Source organism: Flavivirga aquimarina, from assembly GCF_030540835.1.
In the GTDB taxonomy this organism is placed as follows: domain Bacteria; phylum Bacteroidota; class Bacteroidia; order Flavobacteriales; family Flavobacteriaceae; genus Flavivirga; species Flavivirga aquimarina.
Window position 1 is genome coordinate 77,919 of sequence record NZ_JAUOEK010000063.1, and the last position, 16,290, is coordinate 94,208.

Below are 16,290 nucleotides of genomic sequence, written 5' to 3' on the forward strand. Positions count from 1 at the left end.
CCGTGCTCTGCTATGCAACTCAAAAAAGCCTTCAACAGAACTAAAAACTTCTAATTTTCGCTTAAATCCAAAAAGTTTAAACAAGTTCAATCACATAGTGCAAGGAAAATAATTAGCTTAACTATAAATTTTATTATCAGAAAGATTTTAAAAATGGATTTTAAAGATACATCGTGTGGCGCTAAAATTTTCGACATTACCTATGAATATCCCTAAACGCTACTAGACAGTTGTTTCCGATAAATTATTACTTTACATTTGAAATCTTTTTATTCAATTTCATAGCTAATATGCAATAGATGAAAACCATTTTTTTAACGCTTATATGGTTTGTTTGTTTTTTTTCCTTTTCTCAAGACTATGAGAATGGAAGTATTGATTTTGGTGTGGGTGCTGCAATTAGTGTTGGATTGCAGGAAGAAGTAGGTTTTGATATTAGACTTCAGTATCAATCTTCAACAAAAAAAAGCACTTATATCGCTGAGTATAATCGATTTTTTGTAAAAGAATTCGAAAATACAGAAGTTTATAATGAGTTTGGTGTTACCTATAATATACGTTTGATGCATTGGGACGCATTAAGCATAACTGGGGGCGTTGGATATATTGTAAACGACTATAAAGTATTAAGTAGAGCAGAAGATACCTCTTCATTGTTTTTCTCCACAGGTAATTTTAATCATGCGGCGGCACTTAAATTTAGAGGATTGTATCATATAAATCCGATACAGGTTTTTGTAGAGCTTAATCTAAAGAGTTTTGGAAAACGATACGATACTGTTATTTTTGGGCTTACATATTCTCTGGGGATTTAGGCTTAGGTTGCTTCTAAATTGTTTTTAAAAATATTGATTATTTGAGGTTTTGAAAAACTCATAACTAACTATTTTGTTTATTTTTGATATTATTTAAATAATAAGATTTTTACTCTTATAAATTTGATGAGTTTATTCAAAAAGAGTATTTAATTTTACATTTTATATCATATTTATGAAATTATTTATTAGCTCTATTTTTCTCTGTGTTCTTTGTTTATCATGTTCAAACGACAAAGATGAATCAGATAATGTAATGAATATTGAAACACTCTCTAATCAGAATATAGAAACAGGAGGAGTGATATTAAAGGGAAAGATTGAAAATGTAACAGGGAGTTTTGAATATGGTTTTATTTTGACCACACTTGAAGGAGGAACTTATAATCAAAATGGGAGAGTAGAGTTTGTAAAAGGTAGTGTTAATGGTGAATTTAGTCGTGAATTTATAACAGGACTAGTTGAAGGACAAAAATATTATTTTAATGTAATAGCTCTTATTGATGGTGATTACTTTTATGGAAAAGAAAAATTGTTCATTTCTAATGGTAGTGCATTACCTTTAATAAATGAAATAATACCGGAAAAAGCTTGCTTAAAAGATACAATCGTTATTAAAGGGAAGCATTTTTCGAAACATCCAAAGATTTATTTTGGAGATATTGCCGCATTTCCTTTTAAGGAATCTGATTCGTTAATAAAAATAATCGTTCCTAAGCCAGTTAATAATCAATTACCAACAGAACCTTATACAAGCATAAGAGTTGTTAATGAAGATAACGAAGAAAGAATTTCAACAAAATTTTCATTGCATATACCTCGCATTGATTCCATAATACCTCGCCAAATAACAGATTCTGATACTCTAAGAATTTATGGTGCTCATTTTGAAACTGAAGGCATTTCGGATTTAATAACAACAAAATTTGGAGAAATAAGATATGCTGTTAATAATGTTTTAGAAGTTAAGAAGAATAAAATAGTGTTGGCTCCAATGTCAATAAGGGAAAACAATTTTGAGTTAACGTTGAAAAGTCAATTACAAGAAGTTGTTTCGAAAATAAGTGTACTTATGCCTCAAATAACAGGGGTATCAAAATCTTGTGTTGGTTTTGAGGAAGAATTTACCGTTTATGGAAATAACTTTCCCATTCAAGATGATACGTGGGTTTCATATCGTTTAGGGACTGCCTTTGCATCTCTTTTATTTAAATCCAAAGATAGTTTGAAATTTAAAGTTACTGATCATAGCGAGTATAGTGGTTTTAAAAATAATATGTTTGAAATAAATTTTTTAGATGAAAAAATAACCTCTAATCATAGTATTTGTATTACAGAACCTTGGATAAAAACAAGTTATACTCCAATATTTAGAAGTGTTGCTCATAAGCAAGTTACAGGTACAGATATTTTAATGTTAGCATATGGAGGTTCTGGTAATCAAGAAGGGTATAAGGTTTTTGAGTTTGATATTCAGAATAAAGACTTTGTAGCAATTAAAACTGATGATGATATGCTTCATAAATACTCGATTATTTCAAGCACATTACATAATTCTATTTTATACTCCTATCGATATTTCAACCCTGGAAGTTATTTTAGTAGTTATAATATACTTACTGATGAAGAAACATTAGAATTGGCAGAATTTCCAGGAGAAGATAGACAAACTAATGGTTTAATGGTTGGAGTTGGAGAATATATTTATTATGGACTTGGTAATGGATACCCTGAAGGGCCTATGAATGATATTTGGAGGTATTCTATAAAAGATAATTCCTGGGAAAAAGTATTAGATAATTTTCCTGGTATTGATACTAATGAAAGAGCAATTATCTACCCATTAGTTTTTGTTATTAGTGATAAAATATATTTTGGATCTGGTCAAATTGATAATAGCATATTGGACTTTTGGGAATTTGATACAAAAAGTAATACGCTTACACAAAAATCAGATTTGCCTAATATGAACATAAAAGGAATTAAGCCTACTATTATTGGTAGTAAAGCATATTTTCAATATGAAGACATGTATGAGTACGATTCTATCAATAATGTTTGGAGAACAATAGAAACTAATGGTGAGACATATTCTAGAACAGGTTTTTTTAATGATGGTAGTGAAATTTACATGTTGCACAATAGATATATATATAAATTTAACTCGGATTATTTAAACTGATTTCAATATCAAAAATCATAAAAAAACAATATTGAATTATTTTCATTTGAAATAGGATTTTCATTTTTTATTAATAATAGATAATCATTTTCTAGAAATGTAGCTATATCATAATGAACAGGAATTTCTTTAATGATACTTTGGTCTTCAGTTTTAAACAAACGCCTCCAGCCTAGAGCTAGTAATCCGTTCGGAGAAACTGTTTGTATGTTTATGTCTTCTCCATTATCATTAAACTCTCCTAATTTATTTATTTCGGTATCAATTAGAAGATGATTCCAATATAATTTATTATGATTTAGTATAATTTCTGGTCTTTGATAGTTATTACTATTCCATTCTTTAGTCAAAGAAAAAATATCATTTTCTGTACTTATTTTTGAAAGTGTAGAGCCAGAAGAATTACTTCCTCCATGATATAGAGTTCCATTTTCTCCTAGTTCAAAATCTCCATGTCTAAAACTTAGTGTATTAAATGGTTGCTCTATGTCATCATCATAAGGTATATTGGTTTGATTGTGTAAATCGTAAATTCTGAATTCTGTAGAGCCACTTGTTGGTGGAGTAATATGTGTGTAAAGTCTATTAGAACCAACTTCTATTTTATGCGCTGTAGATGTCAGATTATAGGTTCTGTCTAGATCTTGACTATTTAAATTTACTTTATGTATAAGATTAGATCGTGAGCATAAATATAAGTATTGCCCAGAAGGATCTATATCCAAATCTGTAAACCGTATATTATTTAAAATTCTTTTTTCAACGATTTTTTCATCAGTATTTATAAAAACTAATCCATAACCAGTTTGGTTTTGTTCGTAAATACTCTCCACATTTACTATTCCATAAGCATAATTCTTTACAGGATCTTTAATGACTTTATAAAGAGGGTAATCTAATTTAATAAAATTTCCAGGTATTATAGAATCCTTATTACTACCTACGTAACTGGGAGAATTCATTTTTCTTTTAATAAACGCCCTATAGTAATGTTTGTTACCTAATATAGCCTCTGTATCAATATAAGTAGTGTCTTTTTGATCAGTGGTTGTATAAATAAGTGTACCTTTTCTATTGTCTAAATCGTATTTGCTATATGAGCGATATAATTCATAGGCTTCAAAATCATCATCTTTATTTTTACTCCAATGTATTTTGGAACTATTACTATTATTAGTTATTTCATAAAGCCATATTGCATTATAAACTATTGCTTCATCATATATAGCATCATTTTCTAAATTGTAAATATATAGCCTAATACGATGAATATCTTGGCTTAAACTTTTACTTGTGAATTTAGTAATTCCATCTGAATCAATTCCACTTTCAAATAAAATACCATCAATATCACTTTCCCAAACAGCCGTGAGGCTAGAATAATTATTTGGATCTTCAATTTGAACTTTTCCAACAAACTCTATAGGATTATTTGGTGGTAAGGTTTTAGAATTATAAGGAGAGTCAATTTTTACAGATACAGTTTCTAAATCAACATTTACACCTTCATCTTTATCACAAGACGATATAAATAATAAAACAAATAATAGAAGTTGTAAAGAGTTTTTTAATGTAGGTACCATCTCATGTGAATTTTAATAATTTGCAAGATAAATAAATTGGTGTTTTAAATATATAACTATTTATAAAAAGGAATTACCCTCCAATCGTAATCATACTTCTGTTATTAGTATGCAACTTAGGTTCCTGTAGTTTTTTTAATGTATCCATACCACCCCGAACTTTAAGCTTTGCTTGCACTGCTTTTTGAATAATAGGCTCTATAGGTTTTCCTGAACGAAGCGTAGTCAATAAATCAGATTCAGAAGATGAAAATAAACAGTTTTTCAATTGTCCGTTGGCTGTTAATCTAAGTCTGTTACAAGAATCGCAAAATGGATTCGTTACAGAACTAATAATAGCGAAACTACCTTCATAACCTTTTATTTTATAGTTTTTAGAAGTATCGTTTGGAGCATCTTGCAGGCGAATAATATTTCCCTCTTCAAAAGCATCGTTCACATAATTCATCACTTGGGCGTAAGAAACCATTTTACTCATATCCCATTTATTCCCATCAAAAGGCATGAACTCAATAAAGCGAACGGAAATTGGTAAATCTTTGGTGAAATTTATAAAATCTATAATTTCATCATCATTAAAATTTTTCATTAAAACGGCATTCACTTTTACTGTAAAGCCTTCTTTAACGAGTAGTAAAATATTGTTATAAACTTTTTTAAATTCATGTCTTCTGGTAATGTGCTTAAACTTAGCTTCATCTAAGGAATCTAAACTCACATTAATTTTATTGACACCATTAGCTTTTAAAACGGGAATGAATTTATCGATAATAACAGCATTAGAGGTAATGGATAACTCTACTGGCAACGAAGCTAGTTTTTCTAAAATAACAGGAATATCTTTCCTAATTAGAGGTTCTCCACCAGTTAATCTGATTTTAGTAACCCCGTGGTCTGCAAAAGTTTTGGCTATATCATAAATTTCTTCGTAAGTCATTAAATGACTTTTGGGAGAGAGTTGTACACCTTCTTCTGGCATACAGTAGGTACAGCGTAAATTACATCGTTCTGTTAACGAAATACGTAAATACGCATGGTCTCTACCATGTAAATCTTGCAATATATTTTTATTCTGACTTCTATTCATTTTATATCCTAATTATACCTACCCTTTTGGGAGGTCGGAATTGCTATTTAGCAATTTCGGGTGGCGCTTAATCGTGTCTTGCACCTTTTAATATTCTAAAAATATGTAGTACCGATGGAAATATAGCATCCATCGATTCTCTAGCGCCATTTGTTGAGCCGGGCAGAGCCAATACCAAGGTGTTATTCATAGTACCAGCAACGCTTCTGGATAACATCGAAAATGGCGTTCTATCTTGTCCGTAGTTGCGAATAGCCTCTTCAATACCAGGAATTCTTCTGTTTAAAAGTGGTAAAAGTGCTTCTGGAGTGATATCTCTCACAGAAAGTCCGGTACCTCCTGTATAGATAATTAAATCAACACCTTGCTTCTGATAGCTTTTTGCTTTCTCCTGAATGATTGCTTTTTCGTCTGGAATAATAATGTAATCTTCAATTTTAACATCACTCTCCTCTAACTTCTTAATGATGGCCTTTCCTGCTTTATCTTCTTTCTGTCCTGCTGAAATGGTGTCTGAGCAAACAATCACTGCAGCTTTCAAATCCTTTCTAAAACGATCTCTAAAATCAGATTTTCCACCTTTTTTATTAAGTAGTTTTATTTTATGAACCTCAATGCCTTTATCAATAGGTTTTAGCATATCATACATGTTTAAAGCAACAACGCTGGCGCCGTGCATGGCTTCAACTTCAACCCCAGTTTTGTAAATGGTTTTAACAGTGAATAAAACAGTAATTTCTAAATCATTGATTTCATACTCCACACCAGTAAACTCGATAGGTAAGGGGTGGCAATCTGGTAAAATGTCTGGTGTGCGTTTTACACCCAATAACCCAGCTGCTTTGCTCATAGCAAAAACATTACCTTTTGGAACGGTATCGTTTTGAATGGCGATTATGGTTTCTGGTTTACTAACTTTAACAATAGCTTGAGCTACTGCAGTTCTTAATGTGGTGTTTTTATGTGTAATATCTACCATTGTGGTGTTTATTGTATAATTGTATGTTGTTTATTTGTTCTCGACTTAACGACAAACTGCTGAACAAAAAAACAGTTTACGAGTTTACTTTCCATTGATGCGATTCATCCTCAAAAATCTCCTTTCCAAATACAGGAACATCTGCTTTTATAGCCTCTACAATAAATTCTAAAGCTTTAAAAACGACTTTACGTCTTGGTGATGATACAAAAACGAATAGGCATATTTCTCCTGCCTTAACGGTTCCTAAACTGTGATAAATATGCATACAGGTTAATTCGAATTTTTCAAAAGCAGCTTCTCTTATCTCATGGAATTTGGCATTAGCCATATCCTCATAAGCCGTATATTCTATCGCTGATACTGTTTTATTATCTATCACATCTGCACGTACCTGACCTAAGAAAATATTATGAGCGCCTATGCTTGTTTTAGTTTGATGTTTTGCAATGGAATCTCCTATAAATTCTGAGGAAATTGCCCCTTGTCTAAATACGTTTTTTATTTTTTTGTCTGCCATTATTTTTTATTATGTTTTATAGACCTGCCAGGTCTGATTACTTTAATTATTTGATTTTTAATTTGTCAGCACTTTGACAAAATTCATTTATTTCTGAAGCCCCTTCAATAAGGCTGTAACAATTCTTGATTTCAAATGCTTTTAGCATAGAAACGGCTTTTTTACTTCTTATGCCTGATTGACAAAAAATAGCTTTTGTCTTTTCTGGGTTGATTTTATCTAATTGAGATTCTAATACACTCAAAGGCATGTATGTAACGTCTAAACTGTCAACTTTTGGAGTTTCATGAGTTTCACGAACATCTATAATTTGAATGTTTGTTTGATTGATAACTTCCGTTATCGAAATAGTATCTATTTCTATGTCGCAAATTTCTTCAACATCTTGACTATGGAAACTATCTTTTTTGTCTAAAACAGTCTCTATTTCAGAGGCTGATTTGTTTATTTTTAATGTGATGCTTTGATTGTTTAAGGCATTGTAACAAAGCAACTTTCCAGAAAGTGGTTGCCCTAGACCTAAAATGATTTTTAAAACTTCATTTGCTTGCATACTTCCAATAATACCAGGCAACACACCTAAAACACCTATTTCTGAGCAATTAGGAACGGTGCCTTTTTCTGGAGGAGTAGGGAATAGGCAACGATAGCTTGGTCCGTTGTTATAATTGAAAACCGATACTTGACCTTCAAACTTATAAATAGACCCAAAAACCAATGGTTTGTTGGTTATAACAGTCGCATCGTTGACTAGGTAACGCGTTGCGAAATTATCGGACCCATCAACAATAATGTCGTATTGATTGAATAAATCAACCGCATTTTTGTGAGTGAGTTTTTCGGGGTAAGCAACTATAGAAATGCTGTCATTTAAATCTTCTAAGCGTTTTTTTGCTGCGCTTGCTTTATTTTCTCCTAATGATGATGTACCAAATAGCACCTGACGTTGTAAATTTGATAGTTCTACCACATCAAAATCCACTATACCAAGTGTTCCAATACCTGCTGCAGTAAGGTACTGTAACACAGGACAACCCAAACCACCAGCACCTATTACTAATACTTTAGCCTTAGAAATTTTGTCTTGACCTTCTTGTCCGATTTCTGATAATATGATATGTCTATTGTATCTGTTCATTCCTAACTAAATTCCTGTATTTCGTCTTTAAGTTTATGCTGAGCGCAGTCGAAGTACTCAATATAAACTCCGGCAGGAATCTCATCCTACCATTTCTAATTATTTTATACTTCAATATTTCATTTTTTGTCATGTCGAAAGAGGTACGATTGAGACATCCCATAACAGTGAATATGTGATGTCAACCTCTAAGTCGAAACGACTACCCACCCGCAAAAGGCGGTAATAATGCTATTTCTTTTCCTGATATTTTCGTTTCTAAAGACACTAATTCCTGATTTTGAGCAATTTGAAAATCTTTCTTTTTCAGAATGCCGTATTTTGAATATATATATTCTATAAGCTCAGAAATCAAGCTACCTGAAAACTCTAAAGACTCTTCTTCCCGCTGAGTTACTTCAGCTATTTGTCCAAAATATTTAATCGTTATGAGCATCTTCTAATTGTTTTAATTCTTCTTTTGTATTCACGTTCATCGTCGTTTTATAATCAGTATGGTCCAATGAAATATTTTTAACACGACATTGATTAACCGCTATGCGTAAACGCCTTTCGTCTTTTTCCAATAGACTATTAAAAACACGACCACATTGCTTTTTATAAAGCGCTATTAATGGCATCGTTTTACCATTGCTTTCTATCTGAATAATATCAGAGTCAGTATCTATATTAGTTATCAGTTTTTCCAGTACCTCAGTTTTAATTAGAGGAATATCACAGCTTAAAATTAAATTGTAATGAGTATTGGAAGCTTCAAGCCCAGAACAGATTCCAGCAACTGGCCCTGCATCTTTTATGGTGTCCGTTATTCTTTTGAAACCTAAGGTGTCATAATCAGTATTATCTGAAACAATTATAATGTCAGATACCAAAGGTTTTAAAGCATCAATACTGTGCTGAATGAAAGGTTTCTCGTTTAACATTAAAAAACCTTTATCCGTTCCCATTCGAGAGCTTTTGCCGCCAGCCAAAATAATACCTGTTATGTCTCTTTTATCTATCATTTTATGTGAAAAATAATTTAGCACAAGCTATTAGTAATACAAAAGCTAAGATGTATTGCAAGTTCTGGTTGTTTATTTTTTTACTGCCATAATAGCCACCTAAAATACCCCCAATTAATGCGATAGCGACTAATAAGAAAGAGGCTTTTTCTAAGGTAACACCAATGCTAAACTGACCTATTAAACCAGAAGCAGAATTCACCCAAATAAATAAAGCTGAAACTGCTGCAGCTTCTTTCATGTTTCCCCAATGCAACAACAAAATAATAGGAGTTAATATAATGCCTCCACCAATACCAATAAGTCCAGAGAAGAAGCCAATAATGCCTCCAACTAATAAGCCTTGCCATAGTTTTACATCTTTTATTGATGTACTCTCTTTTCCGAAAACGTTTAGCATTTTTAGTATGGCAAAAATCAATAGAACAGCTAATATTTTTTTATATATAGAAGCATCAACTTCAATCATACCACCAATAAAAGCTAATGGTATTGAAGCCATTGCAAATGATATAAATAACTTTTTATTAAAATGACCTTCTTTATAATAGTAATAAAATGAAATACCGGCAACAAACAAGTTTAGCAATAGTGCAGTGGGTTTCATACTCTCTGGAGCAAAAGAAAACAAAGCCATAAGCGCCAAATACCCACTGGCACCACCATGTCCCACACTGGAATACAGAAAGGATACTACTGGTAGTATGATTAAGAATATGTATATGTTTTCTGTTTGTAGCATTATAAACACCTAAAGTTTACTATTTTGTCTGGTCGAGTACTTCGTCTGCGCTCAGCATAAACTAAAGTCGAGACCTATTTAAGTTTAACCTCTCGACTGCGCTCGAGGAGACAATATTTCTATTTTATAATTGTTCTATTTTCAACAATTGTTTATCCAAAAACGCCCAGCAATTTTTATTAATTTCATCAAAAGCATTGACTAATGATAATCCATAGTCAGTTAGTTCGGCGCCACCACCACCTTTACCACCAATACTATTGATAGTTACCGGTTTTTTAGCTGATTTATTGACCGAGTCTAAAAGTTGCCAAGCCTTCTTATATGATATACTCAATGATTTAGCAGCTTTTGAAAGCGACCCCGTTTCATGTATGGCTTTTAATAAATGCACACGTCCTTCTCCCAGAAGTACATTGTTTTCAGATTCAATCCAGATTCTACTTTTTATTTTATAGCTCATAATCTGTCGTTTAATAATTTGAGTATATTTGAGAACAAAGCTATACATACATAGCTGTGGTGTCTATTTTTATACTTTTTTCACTTTAAATATGTCTCTAATTTCAGGATTCAATTTTTCCCAATTTTGCTTATCCTTTTCAGTCCAAATTTCAGTTTTATTGAAAATACTTCCTGTTGGCCAAATAAGTCCAACTCCAATAGCTTTCTCATAAAGGTCATAGCTGTTTTCAATATTTATTTGAGAGAACGCCCAGTATTTCCATTTAACGATTTTATAACTCCACCATATCCACCCAATCATAGTTGCTATCACTACAGTGATTGTTATTATAAAATCCGATTTTTCATAATTCAGAATATTCTTTGCAAACCAATTTGCTGTAAAACCACAAATCAAAACAAATGACGTTAATGGTCCATAAACTGTTAATAATCCTTTGTTGATTAATCTTTTTAAATTCATTTTATTCTTGATTTAATTAAAAGAACTTCAATTAGGTAATAAAATAACTTCTAACATATCATTGTGTTTAATTTCAGAAACATCTTCAGGAGCAAAAACCAACGCATTTGAAAGTGCAAATGTTTGCAACATGGATGAGTTTTGCCCTTCTAAAATTTCAACTTCATCATCATTATATATGGCTTTTAAAAACTGAGGTCTATCGCCTCGTTTCTCAAATTTAGAAACCGACTTCGCTTTAACTCGAGGCAATTCAACGATATCTTTATTCACCATTTTTTGTAAGGCGATAAAAACGTAAACATAAAAGCATGATAAAGCTGCTGCAGGATTACCGGGCAAAGCAAATATGGCAGTATCTTCTTTTTTTCCAAAGAATAAAGGTTTACCAGGTTTTTGCTTTACCTTATAGAAAACTTCCTCTACCTGTAATTCTTTAAGAGCCTTTCCAACAAAATCGTAATCACCAACCGAAATACCGCCAGTGACAATAACCATATCATTAGTATTGATAACAGTTTCAAGTTTATTTTTGGTTTTTATGTAATCGTCTTCAATTTTATGAATCGTAACATCATAAAATTTAAGATTATATAAAGCGTTCAAAAGCATTTTAGAGTTGCTTTCGTATATTTTTCCGTAAACTAACGGTTTGCCGGGTTCAACAAGTTCATTACCCGTAGTTATTAAGGCTATGGATGGTTTTTTATAAACAGCGACTTCAGTTATACCTAAAGATGTTAAATAACCGATAGCAGCAGGTGTAAGTTTGGTACCTTTTTTTAAAGCTAATTCACCCGTTTTAACCTGTTCCCCTAAAGGGCGAATATTATGCGCTACAGGGATGTCGTTTTCTATCGTAATTTTAGAGTCATTAACAACCACTTTTTCTTGCATCATAACAGCATTAGCCGTTTCGGGAACAGGAGCACCTGTAAATATTCTAACGGCCTCTCCGGGTTTTAAAACAAGTTCATGACTATCACCCGCTTTTACTTCACCAATTAAAGTATAGGCTAAATCACTATGTAAGAATAGCGCGTAACCATCCATAGCAGATTGCCTAAAAGGTGGCATGTTTATAGGTGAAACAATATCTTTAGATAGGTAATAACCACCACATCTTTCCAAAGGTTTTATAGTCTCTTTGAATAGCGGATTAATATTGTTTTTAACAGCATTTAAAGCGTCATGTATTGATACCATGTATTAAATCGTTATATCCATGCAAATATAACGATTGTAATTTTTATTTGGATATGATAATTGTCAGTTTTTTTTTAATATCTTTAAAAGATACCTTACCAGGCTTATTTAGATTTAGTTTAAATTATTCACCTAAGCTTTTTCTATGATAATTGTCAGTTTTTATTTTTTTCTATTAAGATATTTTTATCCTAAATTATAAAAACAAGTTTTTTATGCCCATTAAAAGTTACTTAGCACATCCCGAAGAAGGTCAAAAAAAAGCTCTTATGGAAGCTTTATCTAAGATTGACCATTGCGATGTTATCCCTGCAGAAAACAAAGATTTACTTATTGTAGTAACAGATACGGATAATAAAACTGACGACGAAAAAGTAAAAGAATCCATTGAAGCTATTGAGAGTTTAAAACTACTGGCGATGGTTTCCGGATTTAATACACCCAAAAACAAATAAATATGCAAAATTCTTTAACAAGCAGAAGAAATTTTTTAAAAAAGATGGCAGCAGCGGCAGCAATGACAGCAGCTGCATCGATGTTTCCCGGAATTATATTTGCTTCAGAACAAGACGCCAACCTGCCTAAAGGAGCTAATCTGGATTGGAAAAAAGGTCCTTGTCGTTTTTGCGGTGTAGGATGTGGTATTCTTGTGGGCGTAGATAAAGGAAAAGCTGTGGCAGTAAAAGGAGATCCTAATTGCTCGGTTAACAAAGGATTACTTTGTGTAAAAGGCTATCACCAAATTATGTGTACACAAGCTAAAGATAGGTTAACACATGCTTTAGTTAAGAAAAATGGAAGGTATGTACAAACACCTATTAACGAAGCCTTAGATATTGTTGCCAATAAAATGAAGGAAACCATTGAAAAACATGGTAAAGACTCGGTAGCCATGTATACCTCTGGTCAGTCAACAATTCCAGAAGGTTACGTAGCTTCAAAATTAATGAAAGGGGCTATTGGTACTAATAATTTAGATTGCAACGCCCGTTTATGTATGGCAAGTGCTGTGGCAGGGTTCTTAACGACGTTTGGAGCCGATGAGCCCATGGGATGTTATGAAGATATAGAGCATGCAGATTATTTTATAACATGGGGAAATAATATGGCAGAAATGCATCCTGTATTATTCTCAAGAATGTTAGAACAAAAGAATAGAAGAGGTGCAAAAATTATAGATTTTGCTACAAGAACCACACGTTCCAGTACAGCATCCAACAAATCTATTTTATTTGAACCCCAAACAGATTTAGCTGTTGCAAATGCCATTTGTTATGAGATTATAAATAATGGTTGGGTAAACAAATCGTTCGTAGAAAACCATGTGAATTTTAGTAAAGGACTCACGAATATGGGGTATGGTTTAGAGGATAAATTTAAGTTTAGTGATAAGCCGACCAAAATAGATTTTGAATCTTATAAAAAATTCTTAGAAGATTATACGCCAGAGAAAGTGGCAAAATACTCTAAAGTATCAGTAAAAGATATTAAATATTTAGCTGCTATTTATGGAGATCCTAATAAAAAAGTAGTGTCTTATTGGTGTATGGGAATGAACCAGCACACTAGAGGAACGTGGATAAATAACTTAGTTTATAATATCCACTTATTAACGGGTAAAATTTCACAACCAGGAAATGGTCCATTCTCTTTAACAGGTCAGCCATCCGCCTGCGGAACAGCCAGAGAGGTTGGTACGTTTACGCACAAATTACCAAAAGGTGTGGTAACGAATGAAAAACACCGACGTTTGGCAGCAAAAATCTGGAATGTACCTTATGAGAGAATTCCATCGAAACCTACATACCATGCCACAGAAATGTTTAGAGCTGTAGACCGTGGTGATATTAAATTTATTTGGACACAAGTAACCAATCCGTTGGTGTCATTACCAAAAACAAGTCGTTATCGTCCGGGAATGGAGAAAGAATCTTGTTTTGTTGTGGTTTCAGATGTATTTCCAACACCAACATCAGATGTGGCCGATGTTATTTTACCAGCATCATGGCATATAGAGAAAAGTGGATTGTACGGAAACTCAGAACGTAGAACACAGCACTGGAATCAAATGGTAGAAGGCCCGGGAGAAACAACTCCAGATGCATGGATGACCATCGAAGTTGCAAGACGTATGGGCTATGGTGATTTATTCCCGTATAGTGAAGAAAACCACGTAGAAGAAATCTACAAAGAATATACACAGTTTCATGAAGGTGCCAAACATGGTATGGCTCCTTTAGAGGTTCTTAAGAAAGAATCTGGAGCTATTTGGCCTTATGTAAATGGCAAGTCGACACAATGGCGATTTAATGCAAAATACGATCCGGCATGTGATAACGGTAAAGACTTCCATTTTTACGGAAAACCAGATGGAAAAGCTGTTATTTGGCAACGTCCGTACGAGCCTGCACCAGAGGTTCCAGATGCAGAATACCCATTCTGGTTAAATACAGGGCGTGTTATAGAACACTGGCATACAGGGTCTATGACTCGTAGAATTCCGGTGTTACATAAAGCAGTACCGGAGGCCTATGTAGAATTTCATCCGGATGATGCCAAACGTCTCGGTATTAGGAACGGAGAAAACATAAAAGTAAGCTCCAGAAGAGGGTCTTGTATTTTACCTGCTTCCATTAATCAAAGAGGATTGCCAACAAAAGGACAGGTCTTTGTGCCTTTCTTTGATGAAAATATGCTGATTAATGATGTAACGTTAGATGCTTTTTGTCCAATATCCAAAGAACCGGACTATAAAAAATGTGCTGTTAAAGTAGAAAAAGCTTAGCCATGAAAAAAAGACTAGGTATCATATCGTTATTCGTAATACTATTTATAGCATTTATTACTATCTGGAATTATAGCTATCAGCTAGGATTAGAAGAAGCCTATATTCCAATAGAAGACCATAGTAATATTTATGCAATTCCTTCGGAGTCAGGTGTTTTTAAGCGCTCGGAACATGCCTTAGATTATAGCAACATGCCGATAGATGAAAACCATCAAAGGTCATTAACAACCTATTATAAAAACAGGGCCTATCACGGTGCGCCTCCCAGTATTCCACATCCCGTAGAAGAACATCAAAATATGGGAGGACAAAGCTGTTTAAAATGTCATGAAAATGGCGGTTTTACAGAAAAGTTTAAGGCGTATGCACCAGTAACACCACATCCAGAATTGGTAAACTGCAAGCAATGTCATGTAGAACAAAACACAAAAACCTTATTTACATCGGGGCATTATGCCAGTGTAGAGGCTCCTAAAGCCGGGGTAAATAATGCCTTATTAGGAAGCCCTCCAATGATTCCGCATCAAATTCAATTGCGCGAAAATTGTTTATCCTGTCACGCAGGACCTAGCGCTCCAAAAGAAATTAGAGTGACACATCCCGAGCGGGTTAACTGTAGACAATGTCATGTGCCTAATAATAAAGAAATGGCAGCAGTAGGAACATTTAAAAGAGTAAGTAATGAAGAATAATATAAATATGATGAATAAAATAGTTTGTTTTTCTTTTTTCTTACTGATATTTTTTTCCTGCAAGCATCACGAAAATGAATACCATAGCATTACAGATAAGATCGAAGCCGAAAGCAAGAATTATCAAGGTACCTCCATATCATCTGAAGCACATATAGGAGATCTAAAAACGATTGAAATTACAGAAGGAGAACATACCTTTTTAATACCAGAACGGAAAAGCCAAATAAAATCGTATGCATGTACAGAATGCCACACGAAACCTTTAGCGCAGATGCAGAGCAAAGATTTTAAAAAAGCACATTGGGATATTAAATTAGATCATGCCAATGAAAATACGATGAATTGTGTGACTTGTCATAATCCAGATAACATGGATCATTTAAAAAGTTTAACAGGAAATACGATTGATTTTAATCATAGTTATAACCTGTGTAACCAATGCCATACCAAGCAGTTTGAAGATTGGAAAGGAGGCGCACATGGTAAGCGTATAGGGGGGTGGGCACCACCAAGAGCATCTATGACCTGTGTAAACTGTCATAACCCACACAAACCCCATTTTGAGTCGAGATGGCCAGCACGTTTTAATACTCAAAAGGTAAAAGAAAGAGAATAATAAACAC

The 16,290-nt window shown here is 33.1% G+C and carries 17 protein-coding genes; 6 read left to right on the forward strand and 11 right to left on the reverse strand.

The features are described 5' to 3' along the window. Positions 1–299 precede the first annotated feature (299 nt). Complete coding sequence (locus Q4Q35_RS04605) at positions 300–815, forward strand: hypothetical protein (protein WP_303276766.1); 516 nt, start codon at positions 300–302, stop codon at positions 813–815. Between the two features lie 175 nt (positions 816–990). Beyond that, entirely contained in the window at positions 991–2,997 is a 2,007-nt protein-coding gene (locus Q4Q35_RS04610; RefSeq protein WP_303276767.1) for a Kelch repeat-containing protein, read from the forward strand. 8 nt (positions 2,998–3,005) lie between these two features. Here the strand turns inward: Q4Q35_RS04610 and Q4Q35_RS04615 are convergent, their stop codons facing one another. The 11 genes from Q4Q35_RS04615 to Q4Q35_RS04665 form a co-directional block, all read right to left on the reverse strand. Beyond that, a complete protein-coding gene (locus tag Q4Q35_RS04615) occupies positions 3,006–4,580 on the reverse strand; it encodes a hypothetical protein (RefSeq protein WP_303276768.1) in 1,575 nt (524 codons plus the stop codon). 73 nt (positions 4,581–4,653) lie between these two features. Next, a complete protein-coding gene (moaA, locus tag Q4Q35_RS04620) occupies positions 4,654–5,667 on the reverse strand; it encodes a GTP 3',8-cyclase MoaA (protein WP_303276769.1) in 1,014 nt (337 codons plus the stop codon). Between the two features lie 67 nt (positions 5,668–5,734). After that, entirely contained in the window at positions 5,735–6,646 is a 912-nt protein-coding gene (moaCB, locus tag Q4Q35_RS04625) for a bifunctional molybdenum cofactor biosynthesis protein MoaC/MoaB (RefSeq protein WP_303276770.1), read from the reverse strand. A 76-nt stretch (positions 6,647–6,722) separates the two neighbouring features. Next, complete coding sequence (locus tag Q4Q35_RS04630; RefSeq protein WP_303276771.1) at positions 6,723–7,166, reverse strand: molybdenum cofactor biosynthesis protein MoaE; 444 nt, start codon at positions 7,164–7,166, stop codon at positions 6,723–6,725. A 46-nt stretch (positions 7,167–7,212) separates the two neighbouring features. Next, a complete protein-coding gene (gene moeB / locus Q4Q35_RS04635) occupies positions 7,213–8,304 on the reverse strand; it encodes a HesA/MoeB/ThiF family protein (protein WP_303276772.1) in 1,092 nt (363 codons plus the stop codon). Between the two features lie 202 nt (positions 8,305–8,506). Further along, entirely contained in the window at positions 8,507–8,740 is a 234-nt protein-coding gene (locus tag Q4Q35_RS04640) for a MoaD/ThiS family protein (protein WP_303276773.1), read from the reverse strand. Further along, positions 8,724–9,308, reverse strand: coding sequence for a molybdenum cofactor guanylyltransferase (mobA, locus tag Q4Q35_RS04645; protein ID WP_303276774.1), 585 nt, complete (start codon positions 9,306–9,308; stop codon positions 8,724–8,726). The genes Q4Q35_RS04640 and mobA overlap by 17 nt, the downstream gene beginning before the upstream one ends. A 1-nt stretch (position 9,309) precedes the next feature. Beyond that, entirely contained in the window at positions 9,310–10,050 is a 741-nt protein-coding gene (locus tag Q4Q35_RS04650) for a sulfite exporter TauE/SafE family protein (protein WP_303276775.1), read from the reverse strand. Positions 10,051–10,174: 124 nt separating this feature from the next. Next, the gene (locus tag Q4Q35_RS04655; RefSeq protein WP_303276776.1) at positions 10,175–10,513 is read right to left on the reverse strand and encodes a winged helix-turn-helix domain-containing protein; all 339 of its coding nucleotides are present in this window, start codon (positions 10,511–10,513) and stop codon (positions 10,175–10,177) included. A gap of 69 nt (positions 10,514–10,582) precedes the next feature. Beyond that, complete coding sequence (locus Q4Q35_RS04660; protein ID WP_303276777.1) at positions 10,583–10,978, reverse strand: hypothetical protein; 396 nt, start codon at positions 10,976–10,978, stop codon at positions 10,583–10,585. A gap of 27 nt (positions 10,979–11,005) precedes the next feature. Beyond that, positions 11,006–12,184: a molybdopterin molybdotransferase MoeA gene (locus Q4Q35_RS04665; RefSeq protein ID WP_303276778.1), complete on the reverse strand. Its 1,179-nt coding sequence runs from the start codon at positions 12,182–12,184 to the stop codon at positions 11,006–11,008. Positions 12,185–12,399: 215 nt separating this feature from the next. Here Q4Q35_RS04665 and Q4Q35_RS04670 point away from each other — a divergent pair, with 215 nt between their 5' ends. From Q4Q35_RS04670 to Q4Q35_RS04685, 4 genes are read left to right on the forward strand one after another with little or no spacing between them, the layout of a single operon-like run. After that, on the forward strand, positions 12,400–12,639 hold the full coding sequence (locus Q4Q35_RS04670) for a hypothetical protein (protein WP_303276779.1): 240 nt from the start codon (positions 12,400–12,402) through the stop codon (positions 12,637–12,639). 2 nt (positions 12,640–12,641) lie between these two features. Next, on the forward strand, positions 12,642–14,969 hold the full coding sequence (locus Q4Q35_RS04675) for a molybdopterin-dependent oxidoreductase (RefSeq protein ID WP_303276780.1): 2,328 nt from the start codon (positions 12,642–12,644) through the stop codon (positions 14,967–14,969). Between the two features lie 2 nt (positions 14,970–14,971). Beyond that, positions 14,972–15,664, forward strand: coding sequence for a multiheme c-type cytochrome (locus tag Q4Q35_RS04680; protein ID WP_303276781.1), 693 nt, complete (start codon positions 14,972–14,974; stop codon positions 15,662–15,664). Continuing rightward, entirely contained in the window at positions 15,654–16,283 is a 630-nt protein-coding gene (locus tag Q4Q35_RS04685; protein WP_303276782.1) for a cytochrome c3 family protein, read from the forward strand. Before Q4Q35_RS04680 ends, Q4Q35_RS04685 begins: the two co-directional genes overlap by 11 nt. Positions 16,284–16,290 lie beyond the last annotated feature (7 nt).